At 37.5% G+C, this 14,212-nt stretch carries 12 protein-coding genes and 1 tRNA gene; 12 read left to right on the top strand and 1 reads right to left on the bottom strand.

What is annotated here, in order from left to right:
- Positions 1 to 179: 179 nt before the first annotated feature.
- The 11 genes from glnA (at position 180) to fruA (ending at position 13,261) form a co-directional block, all read left to right on the top strand.
- Positions 180 to 1,589 carry a glutamate--ammonia ligase gene (gene glnA / locus DKK70_RS13530; RefSeq protein WP_034883178.1) on the top strand — a complete coding sequence of 470 codons (1,410 nt, stop codon included), beginning with the start codon at positions 180 to 182 and terminating at the stop codon, positions 1,587 to 1,589.
- A 74-nt stretch (positions 1,590 to 1,663) separates the two neighbouring features.
- On the top strand, positions 1,664 to 2,713 hold the full coding sequence (gene glnL, locus DKK70_RS13525) for a nitrogen regulation protein NR(II) (RefSeq protein ID WP_110434480.1): 1,050 nt from the start codon (positions 1,664 to 1,666) through the stop codon (positions 2,711 to 2,713).
- A gap of 11 nt (positions 2,714 to 2,724) precedes the next feature.
- Complete coding sequence (gene glnG / locus DKK70_RS13520; RefSeq protein WP_219999808.1) at positions 2,725 to 4,170, top strand: nitrogen regulation protein NR(I); 1,446 nt, start codon at positions 2,725 to 2,727, stop codon at positions 4,168 to 4,170.
- A 210-nt stretch (positions 4,171 to 4,380) separates the two neighbouring features.
- The gene (locus DKK70_RS13515; RefSeq protein WP_110434478.1) at positions 4,381 to 5,337 is read left to right on the top strand and encodes a siderophore ABC transporter substrate-binding protein; all 957 of its coding nucleotides are present in this window, start codon (positions 4,381 to 4,383) and stop codon (positions 5,335 to 5,337) included.
- Between the two features lie 8 nt (positions 5,338 to 5,345).
- Positions 5,346 to 6,305: an ABC transporter permease gene (locus DKK70_RS13510; RefSeq protein WP_110434477.1), complete on the top strand. Its 960-nt coding sequence runs from the start codon at positions 5,346 to 5,348 to the stop codon at positions 6,303 to 6,305.
- Positions 6,295 to 7,266 carry an iron chelate uptake ABC transporter family permease subunit gene (locus DKK70_RS13505; protein WP_110434476.1) on the top strand — a complete coding sequence of 324 codons (972 nt, stop codon included), beginning with the start codon at positions 6,295 to 6,297 and terminating at the stop codon, positions 7,264 to 7,266. Before DKK70_RS13510 ends, DKK70_RS13505 begins: the two co-directional genes overlap by 11 nt.
- Complete coding sequence (locus DKK70_RS13500; protein ID WP_110434475.1) at positions 7,263 to 8,018, top strand: iron ABC transporter ATP-binding protein; 756 nt, start codon at positions 7,263 to 7,265, stop codon at positions 8,016 to 8,018. Before DKK70_RS13505 ends, DKK70_RS13500 begins: the two co-directional genes overlap by 4 nt.
- 159 nt (positions 8,019 to 8,177) lie before the next feature.
- Positions 8,178 to 9,203: a catabolite repressor/activator gene (cra, locus tag DKK70_RS13495; protein ID WP_110434474.1), complete on the top strand. Its 1,026-nt coding sequence runs from the start codon at positions 8,178 to 8,180 to the stop codon at positions 9,201 to 9,203.
- A 199-nt stretch (positions 9,204 to 9,402) separates the two neighbouring features.
- Positions 9,403 to 10,605, top strand: coding sequence for a fused PTS fructose transporter subunit IIA/HPr protein (gene fruB, locus DKK70_RS13490; RefSeq protein ID WP_110434473.1), 1,203 nt, complete (start codon positions 9,403 to 9,405; stop codon positions 10,603 to 10,605).
- A gap of 2 nt (positions 10,606 to 10,607) precedes the next feature.
- Positions 10,608 to 11,543 (top strand): 1-phosphofructokinase, encoded by a 936-nt coding sequence (gene fruK / locus DKK70_RS13485; RefSeq protein WP_110434472.1) that lies wholly within the window; start codon positions 10,608 to 10,610, stop codon positions 11,541 to 11,543.
- Positions 11,544 to 11,551: 8 nt separating this feature from the next.
- Positions 11,552 to 13,261, top strand: coding sequence for a PTS fructose transporter subunit IIBC (gene fruA, locus DKK70_RS13480; protein ID WP_110434471.1), 1,710 nt, complete (start codon positions 11,552 to 11,554; stop codon positions 13,259 to 13,261).
- Positions 13,262 to 13,311: 50 nt separating this feature from the next.
- Here fruA and DKK70_RS13475 read toward each other — a convergent pair whose 3' ends face one another.
- Positions 13,312 to 13,884, bottom strand: coding sequence for an LOG family protein (locus DKK70_RS13475; RefSeq protein WP_110434470.1), 573 nt, complete (start codon positions 13,882 to 13,884; stop codon positions 13,312 to 13,314).
- A 148-nt stretch (positions 13,885 to 14,032) separates the two neighbouring features.
- Between DKK70_RS13475 and DKK70_RS13470 the strand changes: the two genes are divergently transcribed.
- Positions 14,033 to 14,108: transfer RNA gene (locus DKK70_RS13470), tRNA-Asn, on the top strand.
- Positions 14,109 to 14,212 lie beyond the last annotated feature (104 nt).

Below are 14,212 nucleotides of genomic sequence, written 5' to 3'. Positions count from 1 at the left end.
TGGTGCCTTATGCATTATTTTGGTGCATTAATGTTATTTTTTGCTATTATCTAACCAATAACAACCATGCAAAAATAGTGGTTAACAAATTGGCATCATATTTGCATATCATTTAATAAATAGGCAAATCGGCCTTTAAACTGAACACTTATATTATATGTCCTTAATGGAGAAGCTACATGTCTACACAAAAAGTTTTAACGCTAATAAAAGAAAACGATGTTAAGTTTGTTGATTTACGTTTTACTGATACTAAAGGTAAAGAACAACACGTTACCATTCCTGTTAGTCAAATCGACGCTGATTTTTTTGAAGATGGTAAAATGTTTGATGGCTCTTCCATTGCTGGTTGGAAAGGGATTAACGAATCAGATATGGTGTTAATGCCAGATGCTTCAAGCGCAGTGATTGATCCATTTTTTGAAGATGTAACATTAAATATTCGTTGTGACGTTTTAGAGCCAGCGACATTACAAGGTTATGACCGTGACCCTCGCTCAATTGCTAAACGCGCTGAAGAGTTTTTAAAATCATCAGGTATTGCTGATACGGTTATTTTTGGACCAGAACCTGAATTTTTCTTATTTGATGATGTGCGTTTTGGCTCACCAATGTCTGGTAGTTTTGTACATATTGACGATATCGAAGCTGCTTGGAACTCAGGTACTAAATACGAAGAAGGTAATAAAGGTCATCGTCCGGGAGTTAAAGGTGGTTACTTCCCACTTCCGCCGGTTGATTCATCACAAGATATTCGTTCAGAAATGTGTTTAATCATGGAACAACTTGGTTTGGTGGTTGAAGCACATCACCATGAAGTTGCAACAGCGGGTCAAAATGAGATTGCTTGCCGTTTCAACACATTAACTAAAAAAGCTGACGAAGTTCAAATCTATAAATATGTTGTCCAAAATGTTGCTCATGCTTATGGTAAAACTGCAACATTTATGCCTAAACCAATGTTTGGTGATAACGGCTCTGGTATGCACTGTCACCAATCGCTAGCTAAAGATGGCGTAAACCTTTTTGCTGGTGATAAATATGCTGGCCTTTCTGAAATGGCGTTATTCTATATCGGTGGTATTATCAAACATGCTAAAGCGATCAATGCTTTTGCTAACCCTGCAACTAACTCTTATAAACGTTTAGTACCAGGTTATGAAGCACCAGTTATGCTTGCCTATTCTGCGCGTAACCGTTCTGCATCAATTCGTATTCCTGTGGTTACTAGCCCTAAAGCGCGTCGTATTGAAGTTCGCTTCCCAGATCCAGCGGGTAACCCATATTTATCATTTGCGGCACAATTAATGGCTGGTTTAGATGGGATTATCAATAAGATTCATCCGGGTGATGCGATGGATAAAAACTTATATGACTTACCACCAGAAGAGTCTAAATTAATTCCACAAGTTGCAGGTTCACTTGAAGAAGCGCTAAATGCTTTAGATGCCGATCGTGAATTCTTAACTCGTGGTAATGTGTTTACTAATGACACTATTGATGCCTATATTGAATTAAAACGCCAAGATGTTGATCGTGTACGTATGACTCCACATCCGGTTGAATTTGAATTGTACTATAGCCTATAAGTCATTATTTTACTATTTGAAGCGTTAACCACCGCTATTTGGCGGTGGTATCTAAAGAGAACGGAGAGCCTACGATGACTTTTGATAATGAATCTGATGCGAATCTTGTTCTCGACTCAATGATAACTAATATTTTATTACTTGATAAAAAACTCAATATTGTTTACGCCAATACGGCGGCACAACAGTTACTTGCCCAAAGTTCGAAAAAAATATTAGATAGTTACCTTCCCGATTTATTGGGGTATTTTTCACTAGACCTTGAATTGATGCAAAATGCCTTAGATCAAAACCAAGGTTTTACTGATAGTGAAGTAAATTTAGTGATAAACAATGAATTGCATATTTTATCACTGACGGCGCAATTGTTAGCTAATGGTCGCATTTTGATCGAAATGGCACCATTGAATAGTCATAAAAAGTTAAGTCAAGAGCAATTACAGCAAGCGCAACAGAATGCCGCGCGTGAACTCGTTCGTGGACTTGCGCATGAAATTAAAAATCCATTAGGCGGGCTTAGAGGTGCAGCACAATTGTTATCGCGAGAACTGCCTAAAAATGAGTTGCAAGATTATACACAAATTATTATTGAACAAGCAGATAGATTGAGAAATCTTGTTGATAGATTATTAGGTCCGCAACAACGATTACAGCAAACACAGCAGAATATTCACCAAGCCATAGAGCGAATTTATGCCTTGTTATGTTTAGAAAAACCGTCAAATGTTGAGATTATTCGCGATTATGATCCTAGTTTGCCAGAACTGGTACATGACTCCGAGCAGATCGAGCAAGTAGTTTTAAATATCGTCCGTAATGCGATACAAGCGATTGGTTCAAAAACGGGTTCTATCACGATTAGGACGCGAACAGCATTTCAGGTCACTTTACATGGTCAGCGTTACCGACTTTGTGCGCGTATTGATATTGAAGATAATGGGCCAGGGGTTCCAGTGCATATTCAAGATACCTTGTTTTATCCGATGGTCAGTGGTTATGAAGGTGGCAACGGTATAGGGTTATCGATAGCGCATAATATTATCGATCAGCACCATGGTAAGATTGAATTTAACAGCTGGCCGGGACACACTGAGTTTTCTATCTATTTGCCAATCAAACAATGAGGTTAATTAAAATGAATGTTTGGATTGTTGATGATGATAGTTCGATTAGATGGGTGCTAGAAAAAGCACTTACCAATGCGCATTTTAATTGCATCAGCTTTTCAAGTGGTCAAGAAGTGATTGATGCTTTAGTTAATCATCCGCAAAAACCTGCCGTAATATTATCCGACATTAAAATGCCGGGGATCGATGGCTTATCTTTACTTAATTATATCAAAGAGCAAATGCCCAATTTGCCAGTGATTATTATGACGGCTCATTCGGATCTTGATGCAGCGGTGAATGCTTATCAAAAAGGGGCTTATGATTATATTCCTAAGCCTTTTGATGTCGATGAAGTCATTCAATTGGTCGAACGGGCTATTTCACACACTCAAAGCAATAAACCGAGTAATCCTTCTAGCAATAAAGCCTCTACAGGTATTATTGGTGAAGCCCCCTCAATGCAGGAAGTATTTCGTATTATTGGTCGACTTTCCAAATCCTCTATTAGTGTGTTAATTAATGGTGAATCAGGAACAGGTAAGGAGTTAGTGGCCAAAGCACTGCATACTCATAGTCCACGTTCGCATTCCCCTTTTATTGCACTCAATATGGCCGCTATACCTAAGGATTTAATTGAATCTGAATTGTTTGGTCATGAAAAAGGTGCATTTACCGGAGCCGCGCAAATCAGGCACGGTCGTTTTGAGCAAGCTAATGGTGGAACCCTGTTTTTAGATGAAATTGGTGATATGCCGTTAGATGTGCAGACGCGATTATTAAGAGTGCTTGCTGATGGCCAATTTTATCGAATTGGTGGATATTCACCGGTTAAGGTTGATGTTCGTATTATTGCCGCCACTCATCAGGATCTTCAAGCAAGAGTAAGAGAGGGTAAATTTAGAGAAGATTTATTCCATCGTTTAAATGTTATTCGCATTTTATTACCACCATTACGAGATAGAGCACAAGATATTCCCAAACTGGCTGAACATTTTTTACGTACCACAGCCAAAGAGTTAGGCGTGGAGAGTAAAGTGCTAAGTCCTGATGCACTTAATCTGTTATGTATGTTTAATTGGCCAGGCAATGTTAGACAATTGGAAAATGTCTGCCGTTGGGTCACCGTGATGTCGTCAAACAGTGAAATTTTTGTTCAAGATTTGCCACCTGAACTATTACAGTCATCAGCACCTGCTACAGGGATTAATTGTGATATAAGTACCAATTCTCACATATTACCTGAAACCGATTGGAAAGTGATGTTAGAGCAGTGGGCTAAGCAAGCATTATTAGCCGGTCAAACGGGCATATTGACACAAACTGTTACTGATGTTGAACAGATTTTATTGAAATGTGCACTTAATTTTACCCGTGGTCATAAACAAGATGCCGCTAACCTGTTAGGTTGGGGGCGAAACACTTTAACTAGAAAGCTTAAAGAGTTAACTGACGCACCTAAAAACGGGCATTAATTGACAGAAAATAGCTCAACAATCAGCCCTAAATTTAACCTTATTAGCTGATACTTTTATCAGCTTATTTATTATTGATTTTTTTGTTTATCAAAGTTTATCAAAGTTCATTGAACACTTATTTATTTTTAGTTACAATTCAGTGCAAATGATAATTATTCTATTTATCATTTACGCGCTTTTGAACTAAGCTAATAATTAGGAGTTACAATGTTTTCATCTATTAAAGTTAAATTTTTAGTATTACTGACCGCTTTATTTGCCTTGGCTGGTTGTGATGATAAAAAAGAAGCACCTGCCGCTAATAAAACATCAATAACGGTCGAACATTCTCAAGGTAAAACCGACGTTCCTGAGAATCCGAAAAAAGTGGTGGTATTTAATACTGCAACACTTGATATTATTGATGCATTAAATATTCCTGTTACCGCGGTTCCCCAATCTGATGTACATTTCCCCGAGTTTTTATCTAAATATGCAGATAAAACTTATACCAATGTCGGTACTTTATTTGAACCAAATTATGAAGTATTAAGTTCATTACAACCGGACGTCATTATTGCCGGTGGGCGCGCCAATGATGTCTATAAAAAATTAAGTGATATTGCACCGACAATTTCGCTTGATATTGATCCTAATAATTTTGTGGCTAGCTTAACCGAGCGTACTGAACAATTAGGTACTATTTTTGCTAAACAAGCAGAGGCGAAAAAATTAATTGATGATTTTAATCAAAAAATTGAAGGTTTAAAAGCAAAAACCAGCAACGCGGGAACCGCTTTAGTGATTATGGTTAATGGCGGTAAAATGTCAGCTTATGGTCCTAAATCACGTTTTGGCTTTATTTTTGATGTGTTAGGATTTAAACCGGCAGCAACATTCCAAGAAGCGGGTCGTCATGGTAATGCTGTCACTTCTGAATTTGTGTTAAGCGTTAATCCACAATGGTTATTTGTACTTGATAGAGATAACGCAATTGGCAATAAAGAAGCGCAATCAGCACAACAAGTTTTAGATAATGAATTGATTCAAAAGACCGATGCATGGCAACAAAACCACATCGTATATTTAGATTCTACTTCTATGTATATCTCCGGCGGTATTCAAACTTATAGTCGTTTGATGGATCAAATAAGTGATGTATTACAAAAAACATCCGCTAATTAATCTAAACCATGTCTAAAACGGTTTACTTTATTGCAGGCATTGTTGTTTTATTCGCAATGGCTGCATTAAGCCTATTTATTGGTGCTGGGCATGTCACGTTAGCCGATTTATGGTCTGACAGTAATATGCGACAAATCTTTTTTGTTAGCCGAGTACCAAGAACGGTGGCATTACTATTAGCCGGCAGCGCAATGAGCGTGGCTGGCTTAATTATGCAACTACTTACCCAAAATCGATTCGTGGAACCCTCATTAGTTGGTACTACTCAATCAGCCAGCCTTGGCTTATTAGTGATGATGGTACTGGCACCGGGGGCAAGTGTGATGATGAAAATGGTGGTAGCTAGCTTATTTGCTATGGCTGGTACGATGCTATTTATGTTCATCTCGCGAAAAATCATCTTTAAATCTGCGTTGATGGTGCCCCTTATTGGCATCATGCTTGGCGCAGTAATTAGTGCAATTTGTACTTTTTTTGCCATGTATTTTGATTTATTGCAATCACTCGGCGGTTGGGAATCGGGTGACTTTTCAGGTATTTTGCAAGGTCGCTATGAATTATTATGGTTAGTCGGTGCTATAACCTTACTTGCTTGCTGGAGTGCTGATCGCTTTACGGTTGCCGGTTTAGGGCGAGACTTCTCTGTCAATGTTGGACTTAATTATAATCGAGTAATGTTAACCGGTCTGGTGGTGATTGCGCTGATAGGCGGGATAGTGGTTGTGGTTGTTGGCGTCTTGCCATTTTTAGGATTAATTGTTCCCAATATTGTTAGTTTATTATTTGGCGATAATGTTCGCAAAACTATTCCTTGGATCTGTTTATTCGGTAGTGGACTTGTTTTGTTATGCGACATCATTGGACGAGTGATCCGTTACCCATTCGAAATTCCTGTCAGTGTTATTCTTGGTGTAGTTGGGGCTGTTATTTTTTTAGTGTTGTTGAGTAAAAAACGCCATGCGAGTTAATCAAAAACGCCATATTTCTAGTCGAAAAACTGTACTACTATTACTGGCTATTGCCACTTTTTGTGTTGTTTTTTTCATGACATTTAATTTGAAAGGTAATATTAGCTACATTCTGACACATCGTGCTTGGATCGTGTTAACCATGATTTTAGTCGCCTTTTCCGCGGCAACTTCGACATTGCTTTTCCAAACCGTCACCAATAATCGAATTTTAACGCCTTCAATAATGGGGTTTGAGTCGTTGTTTGTATTGATTCAAACTGTAGTGATATTTTTTATTGATGCTCAAGGCATTCCTTATATTGGCATTGTCGGTAAATTTATCTTTGAGTCATTACTATTGATTTTATTTTCTCTTTTTTTGTATCGTGGATTATTTACCAAACTTAAACAGAATCTGCACTTAGTGTTATTAATCGGTATTATTTTAGGGACACTGTTCCGTAGCTTTTCTAATTTGTTACAACGATTAATGACGCCAACTGAATTTGCAGTGTTACAAAGTCGAATATTTGCAACTTTTACTCGCGCTGAACCGGTATTAATTGTCTTTTCATTAGTTATCGCCACCACAATTGGTCTATTTTTATGGCGAATGCGGTTCCGGTTCGACGTATTAGCCTTAGGGCGGGATAATGCAATAAATCTTGGTATCGACTATCAAAAAAGTGTCACCATTATTTTATTGTTGGTCTCGGTATTAGTTTCAATATCGACCGCATTAGTAGGTCCATTTACGTTTTTAGGCCTACTTATTGCCAATTTAGCTTATAGTATTAGTGGATCAAGCCAACATCGTTTTTTATTGCCAACAGCATTTTTGTTAGGGGTTATATTTCTGGTCGGTGGACAGATGTTTTTAGAGCATGTTTTAAATATGGTCGGGGCACTATCCATTGTCATTGAGTTTATTGGTGGTTCATTGTTCATCTTCTTAATTTTGAAAAAGGTACCGATGTGATAGAAATTGATAATGTTAGTAAAAAATATCAAACCATACCGGTTTTAAAAAATGTGAATGCGACCATATCCCAAGGTGGTGTTACCGCCATCATCGGTCCAAATGGTGCGGGTAAATCGACATTATTATCAATTATTAGTCGTCTATTATTGGCTGATGAAGGACAAGTAAAAATTCAGAATATGGATGTGGTTAATACCCCTAGTGACAAACTGGCTACCTACTTATCAGTATTAAGACAAGAGAACCGTTTTACTAGCCGATTAACTGTTTTTGAACTGGTCGGTTTTGGCCGTTATCCCTATTCAAAAGGGCGATTAAATCAAGACGATTTAGCGCATATTCATCGAGCACTCGAATTCTTAAATCTTACAGAATATAAAGATCGCTTTTTAGATGAGCTTTCTGGTGGACAACGACAACGAGCTTATGTTGCCATGGTGCTATGTCAAGATACTGATTATGTATTACTTGATGAACCATTAAATAACCTCGATATGAAACACGCGGTCGCCATGATGAAACAGTTACGTCGCGCTGCCGATGAACTTGGCAAAACAATTGTTATTGTTATTCATGATATTAATTTTGCTTCCGTTTATTCAGATTATATTTTAGCAATGAAAGATGGCCAGCTAGTTTATCAAGGCAGTCCCAAAAAAATTATGAATTCAGCCATTTTAGAAGAGATATTTGATACGCCAGTGAAAATAGAAAACATTCATAATCAAAATATCGCTATTTATTATTAACAACTGATTCCTTTAATTGAAAGGATTTAGATTCACACTAAATCCTTCTTGCGTACAATTCCTCAAGTTATATAATCGTTAACGCAAAATGATAACTTTGTTTACATTTAATTTAAGTTAAGGTTAAATAACTGATAATTTTTTTATTGAGATATATTCATGAAGTTAGAACAAATTGCATTGTTAGCTGGGGTGTCAAGAACAACCGCTAGCTACGTGATAAATGGTAAAGCTAAACAATACCGAGTTAGTGATAAAACCGTTGAAAAAGTGATGGCGGTGGTAAACGAGTATAATTATCAACCCAATGCCGTTGCCGCAGGATTAAGAGCAGGTAAAACACGCACAATTGGTATTATTATTCCCGATCTTGAAAATATAAGTTATACCAGAATTGCTAACTATTTAGAGCAATTGGTAAGAAAAGAGGGGTATCAGCTATTACTTTCTTGTTCTGAAGATAATCCTGAAATTGAAAAAGAGTGTGTTAAACATTTAAAACAGCGTCGAGTTGATGCGTTAATTATCTCTTCTTCATTTGTTGCCGACTCAGATTATGCTTTTTATAACGGTTGGCAAAACAGTGATACCCCATTGTTTGCACTTGATAGAACATTATCAGCCTCAGAATTTCGAAATGTTGTTGGCTCAGATAAAGAAGATGCTGAAATGTTAGCCAAAGCATTTTATCAATGTGTTAATGGAACGGTGGCTTATATTGGCGCATTACCCAATTTGTCTGTTAGCCAGCTTCGCATGAAAGGCTTTAAAGAAATCGCTTTAAAGCATGGCAATAAAGTTGATTTTTTGTGTGCAAATAATTATAGTCGTCGCGATGCCGAAGCTACTTTTAGTCAATGGTTAGCGAATAATGATCTACCTAGCGGTATTTTTTCTACCTCTTTTTCGCTATTACAAGGTACTATTGATGCAATATTGAAAAAGTTTGGACATTTACCCGATAATTTAACCATTGCCACTTTTGGTGATAACGAGTTACTTGATTTTTTACCTTGTAAATTGATTGCACTTTCCCAAGATCATAAATCAGTATCTGAAGTAACCATTAAATTATTATTTGATAGTTTGCATAACAAGAGTTATCAACCAGGAACTACCGTTATTCCTCGCCGCTTGATTTATCGAGGTAATCTGAGTCGAAAAATTGCTAAAAAGTCAAAATAAATAGATATAAAAGTAGTTAAATTGAGTTAAAAAGCAGATCTAGATCACATTTTTTGAATTAATAGATATAATTTAATTGATAATTAGGCTTTTTATATTCATTATTGCTGAAACGATTCAATATGATTCAATAACGATTGTGGGATTGCTGAGTTGTTTTTTAGTAGACCCAACATTATAACCCAGAGGTATTTATTATATGTTTCATTTAGTTAAAGAAGATATTCATTTAAATGAACAAGCAACTAACAAGACTGAGGCAATTAAGAAGATTGCCGCAGCATTAACTAGTGCTGGTTTTGTCGCAGAAGGCTATGTTGATGGTATGCTTGAACGTGAAGGTCAGGCGGCAACCTATTTAGGTATTGGTATTGCCATACCTCATGGTACTCCTAAAACTCGTCATTTAGTTAAAAAAACCGGTGTGCAAGTTTTCTGTTTCCCTCAAGGTGTTGAGTGGGGGGATGATGGTGAAAAAGCCTATCTGGCTATCGGTATTGCAGCAAGTTCTGATGAGCATTTAGAGTTGCTTCGCCAATTAACACATGTTCTTGGTGCCGATGGCGTTGAAGAACGAATCAAAAAAATTCAAACAGCCGACGAAGCTTTGGCTATTTTGACTGGTAAAGAAAGCGCAGAAGATAGTCAATTTGCAATTGATGCCTCTTCATTATTATTGGATATTCAAGCCGATAGCTTAGCAACACTACAAGCCTTGAATGCTTCACGTTTAAAACAACACAATGCGGTTAATGCTAACTTTATTGCCAATGTACTGGATAATAAACCAAATTATTTAGGTAATGGCGTATGGTTAAATGATAGTCGCGAAGGCAACTTAAAAAATGCGATTGCTATCAGCCGTACAGTAAATGATTTTAATCAAGATGGTAAACCAGTTAAGCTTCTTATCACCATTTCGGCTATTGATGATAGTGTGGCAACTATCGCCAATAATATTGCTGCGTTAGCTTATAACCAAAAATTAGCACAATTAATTTCAGCAAATAGTGATGATTTTAATAATCTACTTTTATCAGGAACTCAGTCAGTATCATCTGAAAAATCAGAAACAGCCACTGTAAATACAGCTGCTAACGCAACATCTACTAGTAATGGTGAAGAGTTAAGTCGCGTATTTGTTATTCCAAATGAAAATGGCTTACACACTCGTCCATCATCAGTTCTTGTTAAATTGGTAAAAGAGTTCAATAGTAAAGTGACTGTTGCTAATCTCGATGGTAAAAATGAACCAGTTAGTGCAACCAGTTTAATGAAGATTGTTGCATTAGGTGCAAAAAAAGGCAGTCGTTTACAATTCACAGCAGTTGGTGATGATGCCGAACAAGTATTAGATGCCATCGGTAAAGCTATTGAAAGCGGCTTAGGTGAGGGTGCTTAATCATGACTTATCGTGTTGCAACCATCACTTTAAATCCAGCTTATGATCTATTAGGGTTTTGTCCTAAAGTTGAACTTGGTGATGTGAATTTAGTTCAAACCAATGCGTTACTTGCAGCAGGTAAAGGTATCAATGTTGCTAAAGTATTATCCGATCTTGGTATTAAATTAACAGTGGGTGGTTTTTTAGGCAGAGAAAATCGTGATGGATTTAATTTACTGTTTGAATCACTAAATGTTGTTGATAAATTTCAAACCATTGATGGACGTACTCGGATTAACGTTAAATTAACTGAAGAAAATAGTGATGTAACCGACCTAAATTTTTCAGGTTTTACTATTAGCGAGCAAGATTGGCAAACCTTTGTCACCAATTCGTTAGAATGGTTAAAAGAGATAGATATGGTCGCCATTAGTGGCAGTTTACCGGCTGGAGTATCTCTGGAAAAATTCACAGAATGGATGAAACAAGTTAAAGCAATTTGTCCTAAAGTGGTATTTGATAGTAGTCGAGAGGCTTTAGTCGCCGGGTTAAAAGCTAAACCTTGGTTAATAAAACCCAATGATAAAGAGCTTGAAATGTGGGTAGGCAGAAAATTATCCACATTAGCAGAAATCAAAACCGCAGCCATGGAACTTATCGATGGTGGGGTAGAAAACGTAGTCATTTCACTAGGAAGTCAAGGTGCTTTATGGGTAACTAAACATGAAGCATGGTTAGCCAAACCGCCTAAATGTAAGGTAGTAAGTACTGTTGGTGCTGGTGATTCAATGGTCGGTGGATTAATGTATGGTTTATTAACAAATCAATCAATTAAAGACACCTTAGTATTTGCATCAAGTGTTGCCGCATTATCAGTTGGACAAGCTGGTGTTGGTGTGTCAGACCGTCAAGCGGTTACCGACATGTCAGAAAAAATTGAAATAATCGCGGGATAGGAGTATTCATGAATATATATATTGTAGAAGGTAGTAATTCAGGCCCGGTTAACGGGCGTTTAGCTAAAGCGGAATTAGCGCTAGCCGCTAATTCTTTAAATATTAAACTTGTTGATAATGCTACGTCAGCCGATACTATCATATCGGTTGGTAATGGTAATATTAGCGATAAAGCTGTTATCGGCAAAAAAGTTTATGTGGTTAATGACCTCAATGATGTTTTTGCTGATCCTAAAAAAATCTTGAATGAAGCACAAAGTAAAGCAACTGTTTATCAACAGTCGGCTAATTCTGCTGCTGTTGCGACTTCAAACAACGGACAAAAACGCATTGTAGCTGTCACAGCTTGCCCTACAGGTGTTGCGCACACATTTATGGCCGCCGAAGCGATTGAAGAAGAAGCGAAAAAACGTGGCTGGTGGTGTAAAGTTGAAACTCGTGGTTCGGTTGGTGTTGGTAATGAATTAACGCCAGAAGAGATCGCTTCTGCTGATGTGGTTATTGCTGCATGTGATATCGATGTCGATTTAAGCAAATTTGCAGGTAAAAAACTTTATCGTACCAAAACCGGTCCTGCGCTTAAAAAGACTGCTCAAGAGTTAGATAAAGCATTCCAAGAAGCTACAGTTTATCAACCATCTGCTAATGCAACAACATCCAACAACAAAAAGAAAGGCGTTTACCAACATCTTTTAACTGGTGTGTCTTATATGTTACCAATGGTGGTTGCTGGTGGTTTGATCATCGCCCTATCATTTGCTTTTGGTGAGTTTAAAGATGTTTTAAACGATCAGGGAGTGTTGGTTAAAACGTTGGTCGGTGAACCTCATTTAGCGCAAATTGGTGGTTTAGCATTCTCTCTAATGGTGCCATTACTTGCTGGTTATATCGCTTACTCAATTGCCGATAGACCTGGGCTTGCTCCTGGCCTTGTTGGTGGTTTACTAGCTGTTTCAACCGGTGCTGGTTTCTTAGGTGGTATAATTATTGGTTACTTTGCCGGTTATTTAGCAATGTTAATCACTAAATATTTGCCATTACCAAAAACATTAGAAGCATTAAAACCAATTCTTATTGTGCCTTTACTTGCTACATTAGCGACCGGTTTAGTTATGCAATTCGTCGTTGGTACACCTGTCGCATGGTTAATGACTGCATTAACTGAGTGGTTGAAATCTATGGGTACTGCAAATGCGGTTGTTTTAGGGGCAATTTTAGGTGGTATGATGTGTACTGATATGGGTGGTCCAATCAACAAAGTTGCTTATGCATTTGGTACTGCTTTAATTTCTGCACAAGTTTATGCACCAATGGCTGCGGTTATGGCTGGTGGTATGGTTCCACCGTTAGCAATGGGATTAGCAACCTTAATTGCGCGCAAAAAATTTGCTAAAGCAGAACAAGAAAGTGGTAAAGCTTCATTAGTATTGGGATTATGCTTCATCTCTGAAGGGGCAATTCCTTTTGCTGCTCGTGATCCATTACGTGTTATTCCTTGTTGTATCATTGGTGGCGCAATTACCGGTGGTCTATCACTAGCATTTGGTTCCGAACTTATGACCCCACATGGTGGATTATTTGCACTAGCAATTCCTGGTGTGGTTAAACCTGTTGGCGGATACATCCTATCAATTGTTGTCGGTTCTGTAATTGCAGGTATCGCTTACGCAATTATTAAAAAACCAGAATCAGCAGCTACCGAAATAGCTACTGCATAAAATTATGGAAACGCCATCAGATGATGGCGTTTTTTTGTTGTTCTCTTAAACTATTTTTTTACCCAACGTTCTAACTCTTTGGGAATAAAATTATCCATCTTTTCTAACATTGCATCCGCAACATCTGACACGATCAATGTTTGATAAAAATTTTCCCGAATAAACCCTTCTTGCACTGCGTGTTTTAAAAAATTCAGCATAGGTTGCCAAAATTCACTATTGTATAGTGCGACAGGTTTTTCATGATAACCAATTTGCATGCCAGTCCATACTTCAAATAGCTCTTCTAGTGTTCCTGTGCCACCCGGCATAGCAATAAAGCCATCGGCAAGTTCGGTTAGTCTTGCTTTACGTTGATGCATATTGTCAACAACTTCTAATTGGGTAATTCCATGATGCGCAGTTTCAGCTTTAACTAACCGCTCAGGAATAATACCAATAACTTCACCGCCATGAGTTAAAACCGCATTAGCGATAATGCCCATTAAACCTTTATTGCCACCACCGTAAATTAATCGTCTATTTTGTTTGGCAATGGTCATACCTAATTGTTCTGCTGCCATTCGATATTCTGGACGATTACCTTCACTGGCACCACAAAAAACACAAATATTTTTTTTCATCAGTTTTACTCTACTCGTTATGTCATATTATCAATATTTTAGCATAGGATTCATTAAATTTGTTCATAACCTGAGCAATCAAACTAAATTAATGTTTTATAGATTGACAGAATTCTCATAGATAGTTAATATTCTGTCCACTAAGTGTTCCTCCATAGTTCAGTCGGTAGAACGGCGGACTGTTAATCCGTATGTCACAGGTTCAAGTCCTGTTGGAGGAGCCAATTTCAGTTTTCAAGAACCTGCTTATAGCAGGTTTTTTTGTATCTATATATTGATGATAATCATCATAATTCCCATCTTCAAACGAGCCTTACTGTTAATTAAA

The organism is Gilliamella apicola, from assembly GCF_003202655.1.
Taxonomy (GTDB): domain Bacteria; phylum Pseudomonadota; class Gammaproteobacteria; order Enterobacterales; family Orbaceae; genus Gilliamella; species Gilliamella apicola_R.
This window is presented reverse-complemented; position numbering and strand designations above follow the sequence as displayed.

Excerpts from the sequence above, each read along its gene's own strand:
- glnA (WP_034883178.1), top strand. The coding sequence starts at position 180 with ATGTCTACACAAAAAGTTTTAACGCTAATAAAAGAAAACGATGTTAAG.
- glnL (WP_110434480.1), top strand. The coding sequence starts at position 1,664 with ATGACTTTTGATAATGAATCTGATGCGAATCTTGTTCTCGACTCAATG.
- glnG (WP_219999808.1), top strand. The coding sequence starts at position 2,725 with ATGAATGTTTGGATTGTTGATGATGATAGTTCGATTAGATGGGTGCTA.
- DKK70_RS13515 (WP_110434478.1), top strand. The coding sequence starts at position 4,381 with ATGTTTTCATCTATTAAAGTTAAATTTTTAGTATTACTGACCGCTTTA.
- DKK70_RS13510 (WP_110434477.1), top strand. The coding sequence starts at position 5,346 with ATGTCTAAAACGGTTTACTTTATTGCAGGCATTGTTGTTTTATTCGCA.
- DKK70_RS13505 (WP_110434476.1), top strand. The coding sequence starts at position 6,295 with ATGCGAGTTAATCAAAAACGCCATATTTCTAGTCGAAAAACTGTACTA.
- cra (WP_110434474.1), top strand. The coding sequence starts at position 8,178 with ATGAAGTTAGAACAAATTGCATTGTTAGCTGGGGTGTCAAGAACAACC.
- fruB (WP_110434473.1), top strand. The coding sequence starts at position 9,403 with ATGTTTCATTTAGTTAAAGAAGATATTCATTTAAATGAACAAGCAACT.
- fruK (WP_110434472.1), top strand. The coding sequence starts at position 10,608 with ATGACTTATCGTGTTGCAACCATCACTTTAAATCCAGCTTATGATCTA.
- fruA (WP_110434471.1), top strand. The coding sequence starts at position 11,552 with ATGAATATATATATTGTAGAAGGTAGTAATTCAGGCCCGGTTAACGGG.
- DKK70_RS13475 (WP_110434470.1), bottom strand. The coding sequence starts at position 13,884 with ATGAAAAAAAATATTTGTGTTTTTTGTGGTGCCAGTGAAGGTAATCGT.